The sequence below is a fragment of the Methyloversatilis sp. genome (assembly GCF_051861465.1).
Lineage (GTDB): Bacteria > Pseudomonadota > Gammaproteobacteria > Burkholderiales > Rhodocyclaceae > Methyloversatilis.
On record NZ_JBHYCQ010000001.1, the window covers coordinates 255,796 to 267,869 of the forward strand.

The window sequence follows — 12,074 nt, forward strand, 5'->3', positions numbered from 1 at the left end:
TCCTCGTTTCGAAGGAAGTGTAATGGTCGTCATCCGTCTCGCGCGTGGGGGTGCCAAGAAGCGCCCGTTTTTCAATATCGTCGCGACCGATTCCCGCAATCGTCGCGATGGCCGGTTCATCGAACGCGTCGGTTACTACAATCCGATCGCGCCGGAAGGCACCGGCCTGTCGGTCAACGCTGAACGACTGGCTTACTGGACCGGTGTCGGCGCGCAACTGAGCCCGACGGTCGCCCGTCTGGTCAAGAAGGTCGCCTGATTTCCGGCTCGGCGAGCACCCTGGTCGTTCTCGGGCGACTGTCGGCGCCGTTCGGCGTGCAGGGCTGGTTGAGGCTGCACCCATTCGGTGACGATCCTCAGTCGTGGAAAGTGATCCGTGACTGGTGTGTTCATGCCGATGCGGACGCGCCGGCTGATCAGTGGGGCACGCTGAAGCTGTCTGCGTTGAAACTGCAGAACACCGGGCCGGTGGTGAAGTTCGAAGGCTGCGATGACCGCAATGGGTCGGAAAAGCTGGTCGGCCTGTATGTCGCAGTGCCGCGCCATGAGCTTCCGGATACCGCCGAAGATGAGTATTACTGGGGCGACCTGATAGGTCTGACGGTCATCAACACTGCGGGCGTGACACTTGGTCACATCGACCGGCTGCTGGAAACCGGCGCCGACGCTGTACTGGTTGTGGTCGACGCGTCAGCGGGCGACATGCCCGTCGAACGCCTGATCCCGTTTGTGTCGGCGGTGGTAACTGATGTTGATCGCGAAGCAGGTGTGGTTCGCGTCGAATGGGACGCGCAGTGGTAGGGGCTGACGGCGCTGAAGGCGGCGTCGGAAAGGCGGGCATTGCCTTCGAGGTGATCACGCTGTTCCCTGAAATGTTTGCGGCCATCGAGCGCAGCGGCATCACGCGACGCGCGATGGAGCGGTCGCTGTGGCGCGCGAATTATGTCAATCCGCGCGATTACGCGACCGATGCCCACCGTACCGTGGATGATCGTCCCTATGGCGGAGGACCTGGCATGGTGATGATGGCGGAACCACTGGCGCAGTCGATTGCGGCGTGCCGGGCACGCCACGCCGGCGCGGTGAAAGTGGTGCATTTTTCACCGGCGGGCGAGCGGTTGACGCATCGTCGCGTGATGGACCTGTCAGGCGCGCAGGCGCTTGTCTTGTTGTGCGGTCGATATGAAGGGGTGGATCAGCGCTTGATCGACCGCCATGTCGATCTGGAAATATCGCTGGGTGATTTCGTGTTGTCCGGCGGTGAATTGCCGGCGATGGTGCTGATGGATGCCATCATTCGCCAGCTTCCGGGCGCACTGAATGACGCAAATTCGGCGGTCGAGGATTCATTTGTCGCAGGCCTGCTCGACTGTCCGCACTACACGCGGCCGGAAACGTGGGAAGGCGAAACGGTGCCGGAAGTGCTGTTGTCGGGTGATCATGCCCGTATCCGGCGCTGGCGCGCCGAGCAGGCTTTGGCGCTGACACGCAAGCGTCGGCCGGACCTGCTGTAGAAGATGAAGTAACGGCGGTTGAAGTAGATAGGGTGGTCGCGGTATGGATCACTTCAATAAATGCGCGCATCACGGAACAGGTGCTCTGCGGCAAGGCAATGCCACTGACCAGGAGTTTTTGCAATGAATCTGATTGAGCAACTCGAACAGGAAGAAATCGCCCGTCTGGGCAAGAACATCCCCGACTTCGCGCCCGGCGATACGGTGATCGTGAACGTGAACGTGGTTGAAGGCGAGCGCAAGCGCGTCCAGGCTTACGAAGGCGTCGTGATCTCGAAGCGCAACCGTGGCCTGAACTCGAATTTCATCGTGCGCAAGATTTCCAGCGGCGAAGGCGTAGAGCGGACATTCCAGACCTATTCGCCGCTGATCGCGTCGGTCGAGGTGAAGCGCCGCGGCGACGTGCGCCGTGCCAAGCTGTACTACCTGCGCGAGCGTTCGGGCAAGTCGGCACGCATCAAGGAAAAGCTTGTGCGCCGCGCTGCACCGGCTGCCAAGCAGGACTGACCGGCATCCTGCGGGACGCTTCGGCGTCCCCCTGCAGCGATAATGAAAAAGGGACCTTGCGGTCCCTTTTTCACGTCTGGTCACGCGCGGTGATGTCAGACGGCATCAAGCGGCTGAAGTGCGGCCCGCACCCGAGCGCGCACGCCGGCTTCGTCCAGACCGACCTCCGCCATCAGTTGCGCCGGATCGCCGTGATCGACGAAGCGGTCAGGCAGGCCGATGCGCACCACGCGACAGGCGAGTCGGGCGTCGTTGATCACGCGCTCGACTTCGCTGCCGGCGCCGCCGATCAGCGCGTTCTCTTCCAGCGTCACCAGCACTGCGTGGCGCTGCGCCAGTTCGAGTATGAGCGCGGTGTCCAGCGGCTTGGCGAAGCGCATGTTTGCCACGCTGGCGTCGAACTCATCAGCCACTGCGAGCGCCGGTGTGAGCATGGCGCCGAAGGCAAGCAGGGCGACTTCGCTGTTGCCGGAACGGCGCAGCTCGCCCTTGCCGATCGGCAAGGCGCGCATGTCGCTCTGCAACGGTACGCCGGGGCCACTGCCGCGCGGATAGCGCACCGCGCTGGGGCCTTCGTGCAGGTAGGCGGTGTACAGCATCTGCCGGCACTCATTTTCGTCGCTCGGTGTCATCACGACGATGTTCGGCAGGCACATCAGGTAGGACAGGTCGAACGCACCGTGATGGGTCGCGCCGTCGGCACCCACCAGACCGGCGCGGTCGAGGGCCATCATGACCGGCAGGTTCTGCAGGCAGACGTCGTGGATCAACTGGTCGTAAGCGCGCTGCAGGAAGGTCGAGTAAATGGCGACCACCGGCTTCATGCCTTCGCATGCGATGCCGGCCGCGAACGTCAGTGCGTGCTGTTCGGCGATCCCCACATCAAAGTAGCGCGTCGGGTATTCCTGGGCGAAGCGCACCATGCCCGAGCCTTCGCGCATCGCCGGCGTGATCGCCATCAGCTTGTCGCTCAACGCCGCCATGTCGCACAGCCAGTCACCGAACACCTGGGTGTAAGTCAGCTTGCCGGCGCCCTTGGCCGTCTGGATGCCCGCATGGTGGTCGAACTTGCCGACACCGTGGTACAGGATGGGGTCGGCTTCCGCCAGCTTGTAACCGTAGCCCTTCTTCGTGATCACGTGCAGGAATTTCGGTCCGGGCAGTTCGCGCAGGTTTTCCAGCGTGGGAATCAGTGCGTCGAGATCATGTCCGTCGATCGGGCCGTAGTAATGGAAGCCGAATTCCTCGAACAGCGTACCGGGCGTGATCATGCCCTTCACGTGTTCTTCCGCACGCTTGGCGAACTCCTTCAGCGACGGTGCCAGTTCGAGCACCTTTGCACCGGCGCGCCGCGCAGCGTTGTAGGTCTGGCCGGACAGCAGGCGCGTCAGATACTTGTTCAGCGCGCCCACCGGCGGCGAGATCGACATGTCGTTGTCGTTCAGGATGACAAGGATGTCCGCGTCTTCGACGCCGGCGTTGTTCAGCGCCTCGAATGCCATGCCGGCGGTCATCGCGCCGTCGCCGATCACCGCGATGCTGTGCCGTTTCAGCCCCTGCGCGCGGGCTGCGACGGCCATGCCGAGCGCCGCGGAGATGGAAGTCGAAGAGTGCGCGGTGCCGAAGGTGTCGTACTCGCTTTCGCAGCGGCGCGGGAAGCCGCTCACGCCTTGATACTGGCGCAGTGTCGACATGCGTTCGCGCCGGCCGGTCAGGATCTTGTGCGCGTAGGTCTGATGGCCGACATCCCACACGATGCGGTCGTGCGGCGTGTTGTAGATGTGGTGCAGCGCGACCGTCAGTTCCACCGTGCCGAGGTTCGACGACAGGTGGCCACCGGTGCGCGACACCGATTCGAGTAGGAATCGGCGCAGTTCGGCCGCCAGCGGCGCGAGGTCGCGCGCATCGAGCGCCCGCACGTCGGCCGGAGAGCCGATCGTGTCGAGCAGCGGGTAGGCGCTTGTCGTTTGCAAGGATCTGTCCATGTTCAGTTCTGCCGTGTCAGCACGAAATCGGCGAGTTCGCGCAGGCGTTGTGCCTTGTTGCCGAAACCGGTGAGGCTGTCGAGCGCTTCGTCGTGCAATTCGCGGGCGCGTTCGCGCGCCCGGCCGATGCCCAGCGTGGTGACATAGGTCGGCTTGTTCGCCGCGGCGTCCTTGCCCGCAGTCTTGCCCAGCGCCGCCGTGCTCGCTTCACAGTCGAGCAGGTCATCCACCACCTGGAACAGCAGCCCGACCCGTGCAGCGTAATGGTCCAGCTTTGCCGTGCCGGCTGCGTCCAGTTCCCCGCAGGCGGCGCCCAGTTTCACCGCACAGCGTATCAGTGCACCGGTTTTGTGGATATGCATGAATTCAAGCGCTTCGACATCGAGTTCCAGACCGACCGATGCCAGATCGATGGCCTGACCACCGGCCATGCCGCGTGAGCCGGATGCGATCGCCAGTTGCGTGATCAGTTCGACCCGCGTGGCCGGTGCGACCGAACAGTGTTCCGCAAGGAGAAGGAAAGCAAGCGACTGCAGGCTGTCGCCGACCAGCAGCGCCGTGGCGTCGTCGTACTTCACATGCACCGTGGGCTTGCCGCGGCGCAGCACGTCGTCGTCCATGCAGGGCATGTCGTCATGCACGAGGGAATAGACATGGATCAGTTCGAGCGCACAGGCGGCGGCGTCGAGTGCTCCGGGCGCGGCGCCGGACAGGGCGCCTGCCGCGTGACAAAGCAGCGGACGCACCCGCTTGCCGCCGCCCAGCACGGCATAGCGCATGGCGTCGTGCAATCGTGCAGGGGCTATCGTGTCCGGCGGCAGAAAGCGGTCGAGTGCGCTTTCGGTACGCTGCTGTACCGCACTCACCCATTCGCCGAAACCCGGTCCGACGTCAGTCATTGTCACGCGCGCCTGCATCGGCCGGAAAATCGCGCAGCAAGCCGTCTTCGAGTATCTGTATCTTCTGTTCGGCAGCATTCAGCGCCGACTGGCAGTGGCGCACCAGATCAACGCCTCGCTGGTAACGCTCCAGCGCGCTGTCGAGCGGCAGCTTGCCGTCTTCCATCGCACGCACGATGGATTCGAGTTCTTCGATGGCGGTCTCGAAGCTGGCGGGTTCTGACGCCGCTTCCGATTTTCGGGTCATTCTGGGTACGGGCGCTGGCTGGACCGCGAAAAATAGCTGATCCACCCCGGGCGGTCAAACCTGCATCTGGTTATACTCACCGGCTTTGTCACGCGCACCCGGCCCTCGCACATCCGTGCACAGACTTTCTTGTGCCGTGTGTTCCGCGCAGGCCGGCGCGCGGTTTTCCAACTTTGACTTCGGGGGTTGGGGAATGTCCGATCTACAGTCCATTACCCGTCTGGAACCGGCGCAATCACAGTTTCCGGTGTCCTGGTACGTCGACGCATCGCTGTTCGAACTCGAAAAGCGCGTGCTGTTCGACAACGGGCCGGGCTATGTGGGGCATGAACTGATGGTGCCCGACCTCGGCGACTATCAGACCCTGGGCTGGGCCGACGATGCACTCATGCTGGTACGCAACGCGTCCGGCGTCGAACTGCTGTCCAACGTGTGCCGCCATCGTCAGGCGCTGATGATGAAGGGGCGCGGCAACGCGTCCAACATCGTCTGCCCGGTCCATCGCTGGACCTACGACACGCGGGGCGAACTGCTGGGCGCGCCGCATTTCCCGGATACACCCTGCCTGAATCTGAAGCGCCAGCCGCTGCAGAACTGGAAGGGATTGCTGTTTTCGGGCCAGCGCGACATCGCGGCCGATCTGGCCAGCATGCAGGTGGCGCCGGATTTCGACTTTTCCGGCTACCGGCTCGATCACGTCGAAATGCACCAGTGCAACTACAACTGGAAGACCTTCATCGAGGTCTATCTGGAGGATTATCACGTCGAGCCCTTCCACCCCGGGCTGGGCAAGTTCGTCACCTGCGATGACCTGAGCTGGGAATTCGCACGCGACTACTCGGTTCAGCGGGTCGGCGTGAACAACCGCCTCGCGCGGCCCGGTACGCCGACCTACGAACGCTGGCACCGCGCGGTGCTCGACTACTACCAAGGCGAGCTTCCGCCGCACGGCGCGATCTGGCTGACCTATTACCCGAACATCATGGTGGAGTGGTATCCGCACGTGCTGGTGGTCAGCACGCTGTACCCGCAGGGTCCGGACAGCACGCTCAATGTGGTCGAGTTCTACTACCCGGAGGACATCGTGCTGTTCGAGCGCGAGTTCATCGAAGCCGAGCGCGCCGCCTACATGGAAACGGCACGCGAAGACGACGAGATCGCGGAGCGCATGGACGCCGGCCGGCGGGCGCTGATGAAGCAGGGCCGCTCGGAAACCGGGCCGTATCAGTCGCCGATGGAGGATGGCATGCAGCACTTCCACGAGTGGTACCGCCGCGAAATGGCCGACTATCTGTGACGGCCGGATGCCCGTGAGCCCTCGTCGGCGCCTCGGGCAGGACGGGGCACTCCGGTGCCTTGCTTCCTTGTGCAGATGAGGGACTGACGATGCAGTCGCTGTGGATGGTGCTAGCCAGCCTGCTGTTCGCGTCGATGGGCGTGTGCGTGAAGCTGGCGAGTGATGCGTTGCCGGCGTCGGAAATCGCTTTCTACCGTGGATTCATCGCGCTGCTGCTGGTGGCCGTGGTGATGCGCCTGCGCGGGGCCGACTTCGCCACGCCGCACGCCGGCGTGCACCTGAAGCGCGGCGTGTCGGGCGCGGTGTCGCTCATCTTGTACTTCGAAGCCATATCGCTGCTGCCATTGCCGACTGCGGTCACGCTGAACTACACCTCGCCGCTGTTCATGGCCGCCTGGCTCGGCTTCACCGCTTCGGGCGAATTGTCACGCCCGCTGATGCTGGCGCTGGCCATCGGTTTCGCCGGTGTCGTACTGGTGCTGCAGCCAACGCTGGGCAGCGACCAGTGGGTCGGCGGGCTGTTCGGACTGGGGTCCGGGTTGATCGCCACCATCGCCTATCTGAGCGTGCGCGATCTGGGGCGCCTCGGCGAACCCGAGTGGCGCATCGTGCTCTACTTCTCTGCCTGTTCGGCCGTGCTGGGCGCGCTGTGGGCACTGGCCGACGGCGGCTTCCACTTCCATTCGGCACGCACCTGGGCATTGCTCGGCGGCGTCGGGGTGTTCGGCACGGCGGCTCAGCTGTGCATGACCGCCGCCTACAAGGGGGTGCGTACGCTGGTGTCAGCCAGTCTGGCCTACACGACGGTCGCCTTTTCGACGCTTTACGGCATCCTGCTGTGGCAGGAGGTGCCGTCTGCAGTAGTCTGGCTGGGCATGCTGCTCATCGTTGCCAGCGGCCTGCTTGCGCTGCTCAGGCCGCCGCCGGTGAAGTCATAGTTCTACAAGGAGATTTCAAATGATCGCAACCGAGTCCGAAGGCAATCTGGTGACGGTGTCCGCCTTCGGCGAATTCACGCTGGCGGATTACCGCGAGTTCGAAGACCTGGTGAATTACCGCATCAAGTTCGAAGGCGTGGTCAATCTGCTGATCGACCTGCGCCAGATGACCGATTTCACGCTCGACATGGCGCTCGAGGAACTGCGCTTCGCCCGCGCGCACAGCCACGATTTCGGCCGTATCGCGGTGATCGCAGGCAGTCCGTGGATGGTCTGGACGGCCTGGCTGTCGCAGGTTTTCGTCGATGCCGACGTGACCGTGTTCGACGACGAGGCCAGCGCGCGCGCCTGGCTCGCCGAAACGGTGTGAGCGCCATGGGCCCGCTGATCAGCGCCGATGCACTCGCCGGTCGCCTCGGCGACGACGCCCTGGTCGTGATCGACTGCCGGCATGACCTGGCACGACCTGAGGCCGGCGAGGCCGCCTGGGCCGGGAGCCATATTCCCGGGGCGCTGTTCATGCACCTCGACCGCGACCTGTCATCGGTGAAAACCGGCAGCAACGGCCGTCACCCGCTGCCGTCGCCGGCCGCCTTCACCGCGCTGCTCGGCCGCTGCGGCATCACGCCCCGGCACTCGGTGGTCGCCTACGACGACGCGGGCGGGATGTTCGCCGCCCGTCTGTGGTGGATGCTGCGCTGGGTCGGCCATGCCGACGCCGCGGTGCTCGACGGCGGCCTTGCCGCCTGGAGGGCTGCGGGCGGGGCACTCGATCAGACCGTGCGCAGCCGTCCGGCCACGCTCTATCCGGAGGGCGCGGTCGACACCACGGTGGATGCCGATGCGCTGCTGGCCAATCTCGACGGCGGCGCGCTGCTGGTGGTCGATGCGCGTGCGCCGGACCGTTTCCGGGGCGAGAACGAAACGCTGGATCCGGTCGGCGGCCACATTCCGGGCGCGGTCAATCGTTTCTTCAAGCTCAATCTGACCGACGATGGCCGCTTCAAGCCGGCGGATGTGCTGCGCGCCGAGTGGTGCGCGATCGCGAAAGCACGCGATCCGGCGACGCTCGTCATGCAGTGCGGCAGTGGCGTCACGGCCTGCCACAACCTGCTGGCGCTCGAACTGGCCGGCCTGTCCGGTGCGCGCCTGTACCCGGGTTCGTGGAGCGAATGGTGCAGCGATCCGTCGCGGCCGGTGGCGCGCTGAACAGCGTCACAGACGATGCGGAGATCGTGCGCGAACTGCTCGCGCAGGTTGCCCTGCGGGGCGCCGGGCGTTCGATCTGTCCGTCAGAAGTCGCGCGGGCGCTGGCCGCTGACTGGCGGGCGCTGATGCCACGCGTGCGCGAGGTGGCACGCCGGTTGGCGCGCGAGGGCCGGGTCGTCATCACGCAAGGCGGTGAAAAGCGCGATGCCGACGGCGACTGGCGCGGCCCGATCCGTATCGCTCAGGCGCCCGGGCCTTGCTCCGGCTCCACCTGAGCGAACTGCTCACCGAGGAAATCCAGCAGCCGGCGCACCCGCAGCGGCATGTGGCGGCCGGCCGGCAGCATTGCATGCAGCGGAAAATCTTCGCCGCGCCAGTCGGTCAGCAGTTCGACCAGCCGGCCGCTCGTTAGATCGTCGATGACGTCCAGCCGCGCCTTGGTTGCGATGCCCAGCCCTTTGATCACCCACTGCCGCACCAGGGCGCCATCGTATGCCAGCCGGTTGCCCCGCACCGTGATCGTCGTTTCGACGCCCGCGCGTTCGAAGCGCCATGCCAGATGTGGACGGCCGCTGCGGTAGAGGGCAAGGCAATTGTGCTGCACCAGTTCCGACGGATGAGCAGGGGCGCCGTGCCGCGCGATGTAGTCCGGCGAGGCCACGACGACCCGTCGCGTGACATGCAGCCGGCGCGCCACCATGGATGAGTCCGGCAGCTCGCCGTAGCGCACCGCCAGATCGACCCGCTCCCGCACCAGGTCCTGCACGGTGTCGGACACGTACAGCGTCAGCCGCACATCCGGATGCTGCGCAATGAAGCGGTCCAGCATGGCGGACAGCGCACCGCGACCGAGATCGGACGGCGCCGCGAGGTGGATGTCGCCGGTCAAGGTCTCGCGCCCGGCACCGAGCAGCGCGCGCGCGTCGTCGAGATCGCCGAGTGCGCGCCGTGCATGGTCGCGCAGCAGCTCGCCCTCGGCCGCCAGCCGCATCGAACGCGTCGACCGCTCGATCAGGCGCACGCCGAAGACCGCTTCCAGCCGCTTCAGCGCGGCGCTGGCGGCAGCCGGCGTCAGATCGAACTGGCGCGCGGCGGTGCTCAGCGAACCGGCGTCGGCGATGCGGACGAACAGCTCCAGTTGGGAAAGGGTCAGGTCGCGCAGTTTCATTTTCAAAAATCGTTTGAAGATGAATTGGGTATTTACCGGATTATCAATCGATTCTGCAGGCGTTAGCATGGCGACCACTTCACCAGTTGTCAGAGTCAATGCCATGAAAGCCGTTGCCTTCCGCGAAAACCTGCCGGTGGATCGCCCGGATTGTCTGGTCGATATCGAACTGACGCCGCCCGAGGCGCACGGGCATGATGTGCTCGTGCGGGTCGAAGCGGTGTCGGTCAATCCGGTCGATACCAAGGTGCGCCGCAACAGCCCGCCGTTGGATGGACAGTGGCGCGTACCCGGCTGGGACGCTGCCGGCGTGGTCGAAGCCGTCGGCGCCGTGGTCACCCGCTTCAGACCGGGCGACCGCGTGTGGTACGCCGGCGACCTGACGCGGCAGGGCAGCAATGCCCAATTTCAGGCCGTGGATGCGCGTCTGGTCGGACGCATGCCGGTCTCGCTCGGATTCGCCCAGGCGGCAGCGCTGCCGCTGACCGCCATCACGGCCTGGGAGCTGCTGTTCGACCGGCTGCAGGTGCGCGACGCCGAAGGCCGGCTGCTGGTGGTGGGTGCGGCCGGCGGCGTTGGCTCCATCCTGCTGCAGCTGGCGCGCGAATTGACGCGGCTGACGCTGATCGCCACCGCGTCGCGACCGGAAACCGAAGCCTGGGTGCGCGAACTGGGTGCGCATCATGTGGTCGATCACCGGCAGCCGCTGGCGCAGGCGCTGCGCGCGGCGGGCGTCGAATCGGTGACGCACGTCGCCAGTCTGACCCAGACCGATCTGCACTACGCGCAGCTGGTCGAGGCTCTGGCGCCGCAGGGCCGGCTGGCGCTGATCGACGATCCGGTCGGTCCGCTCGATGTGCTCGCCTTGAAGCGCAAGAGCCTGTCGCTGCACTGGGAACTGATGTTCACGCGCTCGCTCTACCAGACCGCCGACATGGCCGAGCAGGGTACGCTGCTCGACGCCGTCGCCGACCTGGTCGACGCCGGACGCCTGCGCAGCACGCTGGGCGAGCACTTCGGCGCCATCAATGCAGCCAATCTGCGCCGTGCGCACGCGCTGCTGGAAAGCGGCCGGGCGCGCGGCAAGATCGTGCTGGAAGGATTCTGATTCCATACCGCGGATGAAGGCTGCAAGACCCGATCACGGCGGATCGCTTCGGGTCGGACCGGTGTGCATCCGCGGCGAGGCCATTTCAATTAGGGGAGTACTGCATGACCACACTTTTCGACCCGCTCAAGCTGGGCGACATCGCACTGAACAACCGCATCGTCATGGCGCCGCTGACGCGCAACCGCGCGCTGCCCGGTCAGGTGCCGGGACCGCTGACCGTCGAGTACTACACGCAGCGCGCCAGCGCCGGCCTGATCATCGCCGAGGCGACGCAGGTCAATCCGATGGGGCAGGGCTATCTCGACACGCCGGGCATTCACTCCGCCGGACAGGTCGCCGGCTGGCGCAAGGTGACCGATGCGGTGCATGCCGCCGGCGGTCGCATCATCCTGCAGCTGTGGCACGTCGGCCGCATTTCGCACACCTCGCTGCTGCCCGGCGGCGCCTCTCCGGTGTCGTCCACGTCGCGACGTCCGGATGCGCAGTGCTTCACGCGTGATGGTTTCGTCGATGTGTCCGCACCGCGAGCGCTGCGCGACGACGAACTGCCCGGTCTGATCGACGACTACCGACGCGCCGCGCGCAACGCGATCGACGCCGGCTTCGACGGCGTGGAAGTGCATTCGGCCAACAGCTATCTGCTGGAGCAGTTCCTGCGCGACAGCGTGAATGACCGCAGCGGCCCGTATGGCGGCCCGATCGAGAACCGCGCCCGGCTGCTGCTGGAGATCATGCAGGCAGTGGTTGACGAAGTCGGCGCCGGTCGCACCGGCGTGCGCCTTTCGCCCGCCACGACCTTCTGCGATACGCCGCTTGACAGCAACCCGCAGGCGCTGCACAGCCATGTGCTCGACCGGCTGTCGACGCTGGGCATCGCCTTCGTGCACATGATCGAGGGTGAAACCGGCGGCGAACGCGCACCGGCCAACGTCAAGCCGCCGATCGACTACGCGGCGCTGCGCGCACGGTTCAACGGTGGCTGGATCGCGAACAATGGCTACGACCGTCAGATGGCGATGGATGCCGTCGCATCGGGTGGCATCGACGCGGTGGCTTTCGGCCGGCCCTTCATTTCGAATCCGGATCTGGTGCGCCGCCTGCGCGACAACGCGCCGCACAACGACTTGCGCGCCGAACTGATGTACGGCGGGGGTGCAGCGGGCTATACCGACTACCCGGCGCTGGACGCGGCCTGATCG

The 12,074-nt window shown here is 65.5% G+C and carries 15 protein-coding genes; 11 read left to right on the forward strand and 4 right to left on the reverse strand.

Going from position 1 to position 12,074, the window contains the following annotated elements:
* Positions 1-22 precede the first annotated feature (22 nt).
* The 4 genes from rpsP (at position 23) to rplS (ending at position 2,021) form a co-directional block, all read left to right on the forward strand.
* Positions 23-259, forward strand: coding sequence for a 30S ribosomal protein S16 (rpsP, locus tag ACTIFF_RS01150; RefSeq protein WP_069039486.1), 237 nt, complete (start codon positions 23-25; stop codon positions 257-259).
* A 38-nt stretch (positions 260-297) separates the two neighbouring features.
* Positions 298-801 carry a ribosome maturation factor RimM gene (gene rimM / locus ACTIFF_RS01155; RefSeq protein WP_439535362.1) on the forward strand — a complete coding sequence of 168 codons (504 nt, stop codon included), beginning with the start codon at positions 298-300 and terminating at the stop codon, positions 799-801.
* Positions 783-1,514, forward strand: coding sequence for a tRNA (guanosine(37)-N1)-methyltransferase TrmD (trmD, locus tag ACTIFF_RS01160; RefSeq protein ID WP_439535164.1), 732 nt, complete (start codon positions 783-785; stop codon positions 1,512-1,514). The genes rimM and trmD overlap by 19 nt, the downstream gene beginning before the upstream one ends.
* A 123-nt stretch (positions 1,515-1,637) precedes the next feature.
* Complete coding sequence (rplS, locus tag ACTIFF_RS01165; protein WP_069039488.1) at positions 1,638-2,021, forward strand: 50S ribosomal protein L19; 384 nt, start codon at positions 1,638-1,640, stop codon at positions 2,019-2,021.
* A 95-nt stretch (positions 2,022-2,116) separates the two neighbouring features.
* Here the strand turns inward: rplS and dxs are convergent, their stop codons facing one another.
* Genes dxs through ACTIFF_RS01180 form a run of 3 tightly spaced genes read right to left on the reverse strand, consistent with a single transcriptional unit; the run spans position 2,117 to position 5,152 of the window.
* Positions 2,117-4,006 (reverse strand): 1-deoxy-D-xylulose-5-phosphate synthase, encoded by a 1,890-nt coding sequence (gene dxs, locus ACTIFF_RS01170; protein WP_439535165.1) that lies wholly within the window; start codon positions 4,004-4,006, stop codon positions 2,117-2,119.
* Between the two features lie 2 nt (positions 4,007-4,008).
* Complete coding sequence (locus tag ACTIFF_RS01175) at positions 4,009-4,905, reverse strand: polyprenyl synthetase family protein (protein ID WP_439535166.1); 897 nt, start codon at positions 4,903-4,905, stop codon at positions 4,009-4,011.
* The gene (locus ACTIFF_RS01180; RefSeq protein ID WP_439535167.1) at positions 4,898-5,152 is read right to left on the reverse strand and encodes an exodeoxyribonuclease VII small subunit; all 255 of its coding nucleotides are present in this window, start codon (positions 5,150-5,152) and stop codon (positions 4,898-4,900) included. Before ACTIFF_RS01180 ends, ACTIFF_RS01175 begins: the two co-directional genes overlap by 8 nt.
* Before the next feature lie 193 nt (positions 5,153-5,345).
* Between ACTIFF_RS01180 and ACTIFF_RS01185 the strand changes: the two genes are divergently transcribed.
* The 5 genes from ACTIFF_RS01185 (at position 5,346) to ACTIFF_RS01205 (ending at position 8,871) form a co-directional block, all read left to right on the forward strand.
* The gene (locus tag ACTIFF_RS01185; RefSeq protein ID WP_439535168.1) at positions 5,346-6,449 is read left to right on the forward strand and encodes an aromatic ring-hydroxylating oxygenase subunit alpha; all 1,104 of its coding nucleotides are present in this window, start codon (positions 5,346-5,348) and stop codon (positions 6,447-6,449) included.
* Between the two features lie 89 nt (positions 6,450-6,538).
* Positions 6,539-7,387 (forward strand): DMT family transporter, encoded by an 849-nt coding sequence (locus ACTIFF_RS01190; protein WP_439535169.1) that lies wholly within the window; start codon positions 6,539-6,541, stop codon positions 7,385-7,387.
* A gap of 19 nt (positions 7,388-7,406) precedes the next feature.
* A complete protein-coding gene (locus ACTIFF_RS01195) occupies positions 7,407-7,757 on the forward strand; it encodes an STAS/SEC14 domain-containing protein (RefSeq protein WP_069039493.1) in 351 nt (116 codons plus the stop codon).
* 5 nt (positions 7,758-7,762) lie between these two features.
* Positions 7,763-8,596 (forward strand): sulfurtransferase, encoded by an 834-nt coding sequence (locus ACTIFF_RS01200; protein ID WP_439535170.1) that lies wholly within the window; start codon positions 7,763-7,765, stop codon positions 8,594-8,596.
* Entirely contained in the window at positions 8,560-8,871 is a 312-nt protein-coding gene (locus tag ACTIFF_RS01205; protein WP_439535171.1) for a DUF3253 domain-containing protein, read from the forward strand. The genes ACTIFF_RS01200 and ACTIFF_RS01205 overlap by 37 nt, the downstream gene beginning before the upstream one ends.
* Here ACTIFF_RS01205 and ACTIFF_RS01210 read toward each other — a convergent pair.
* On the reverse strand, positions 8,838-9,764 hold the full coding sequence (locus ACTIFF_RS01210) for a LysR family transcriptional regulator (protein WP_439535172.1): 927 nt from the start codon (positions 9,762-9,764) through the stop codon (positions 8,838-8,840). The two genes, ACTIFF_RS01205 and ACTIFF_RS01210, sit on opposite strands and share 34 nt — an antisense overlap.
* 103 nt (positions 9,765-9,867) lie before the next feature.
* On the opposite strand from ACTIFF_RS01210, the gene ACTIFF_RS01215 reads away from it, so the two are divergent.
* Positions 9,868-10,872 carry a zinc-binding alcohol dehydrogenase family protein gene (locus ACTIFF_RS01215; protein ID WP_439535173.1) on the forward strand — a complete coding sequence of 335 codons (1,005 nt, stop codon included), beginning with the start codon at positions 9,868-9,870 and terminating at the stop codon, positions 10,870-10,872.
* 104 nt (positions 10,873-10,976) lie between these two features.
* On the forward strand, positions 10,977-12,071 hold the full coding sequence (locus ACTIFF_RS01220) for an alkene reductase (RefSeq protein ID WP_439535174.1): 1,095 nt from the start codon (positions 10,977-10,979) through the stop codon (positions 12,069-12,071).
* Positions 12,072-12,074: the final 3 nt, after the last annotated feature.

What these genes read in the sequence shown, in the direction of transcription:
- ACTIFF_RS01215 (WP_439535173.1), top strand. Translation starts at nt 9,868, where the DNA reads ATGAAAGCCGTTGCCTTCCGCGAAAACCTGCCGGTGGATCGCCCGGAT.
- ACTIFF_RS01175 (WP_439535166.1), bottom strand. Translation starts at nt 4,905, where the DNA reads ATGACTGACGTCGGACCGGGTTTCGGCGAATGGGTGAGTGCGGTACAG.
- ACTIFF_RS01210 (WP_439535172.1), bottom strand. Translation starts at nt 9,764, where the DNA reads ATGAAACTGCGCGACCTGACCCTTTCCCAACTGGAGCTGTTCGTCCGC.
- rplS (WP_069039488.1), top strand. Translation starts at nt 1,638, where the DNA reads ATGAATCTGATTGAGCAACTCGAACAGGAAGAAATCGCCCGTCTGGGC.
- ACTIFF_RS01185 (WP_439535168.1), top strand. Translation starts at nt 5,346, where the DNA reads ATGTCCGATCTACAGTCCATTACCCGTCTGGAACCGGCGCAATCACAG.
- ACTIFF_RS01200 (WP_439535170.1), top strand. Translation starts at nt 7,763, where the DNA reads ATGGGCCCGCTGATCAGCGCCGATGCACTCGCCGGTCGCCTCGGCGAC.
- ACTIFF_RS01220 (WP_439535174.1), top strand. Translation starts at nt 10,977, where the DNA reads ATGACCACACTTTTCGACCCGCTCAAGCTGGGCGACATCGCACTGAAC.
- ACTIFF_RS01205 (WP_439535171.1), top strand. Translation starts at nt 8,560, where the DNA reads ATGGTGCAGCGATCCGTCGCGGCCGGTGGCGCGCTGAACAGCGTCACA.
- ACTIFF_RS01195 (WP_069039493.1), top strand. Translation starts at nt 7,407, where the DNA reads ATGATCGCAACCGAGTCCGAAGGCAATCTGGTGACGGTGTCCGCCTTC.
- rpsP (WP_069039486.1), top strand. Translation starts at nt 23, where the DNA reads ATGGTCGTCATCCGTCTCGCGCGTGGGGGTGCCAAGAAGCGCCCGTTT.
- ACTIFF_RS01180 (WP_439535167.1), bottom strand. Translation starts at nt 5,152, where the DNA reads ATGACCCGAAAATCGGAAGCGGCGTCAGAACCCGCCAGCTTCGAGACC.
- dxs (WP_439535165.1), bottom strand. Translation starts at nt 4,006, where the DNA reads ATGGACAGATCCTTGCAAACGACAAGCGCCTACCCGCTGCTCGACACG.
- trmD (WP_439535164.1), top strand. Translation starts at nt 783, where the DNA reads ATGGGACGCGCAGTGGTAGGGGCTGACGGCGCTGAAGGCGGCGTCGGA.
- ACTIFF_RS01190 (WP_439535169.1), top strand. Translation starts at nt 6,539, where the DNA reads ATGCAGTCGCTGTGGATGGTGCTAGCCAGCCTGCTGTTCGCGTCGATG.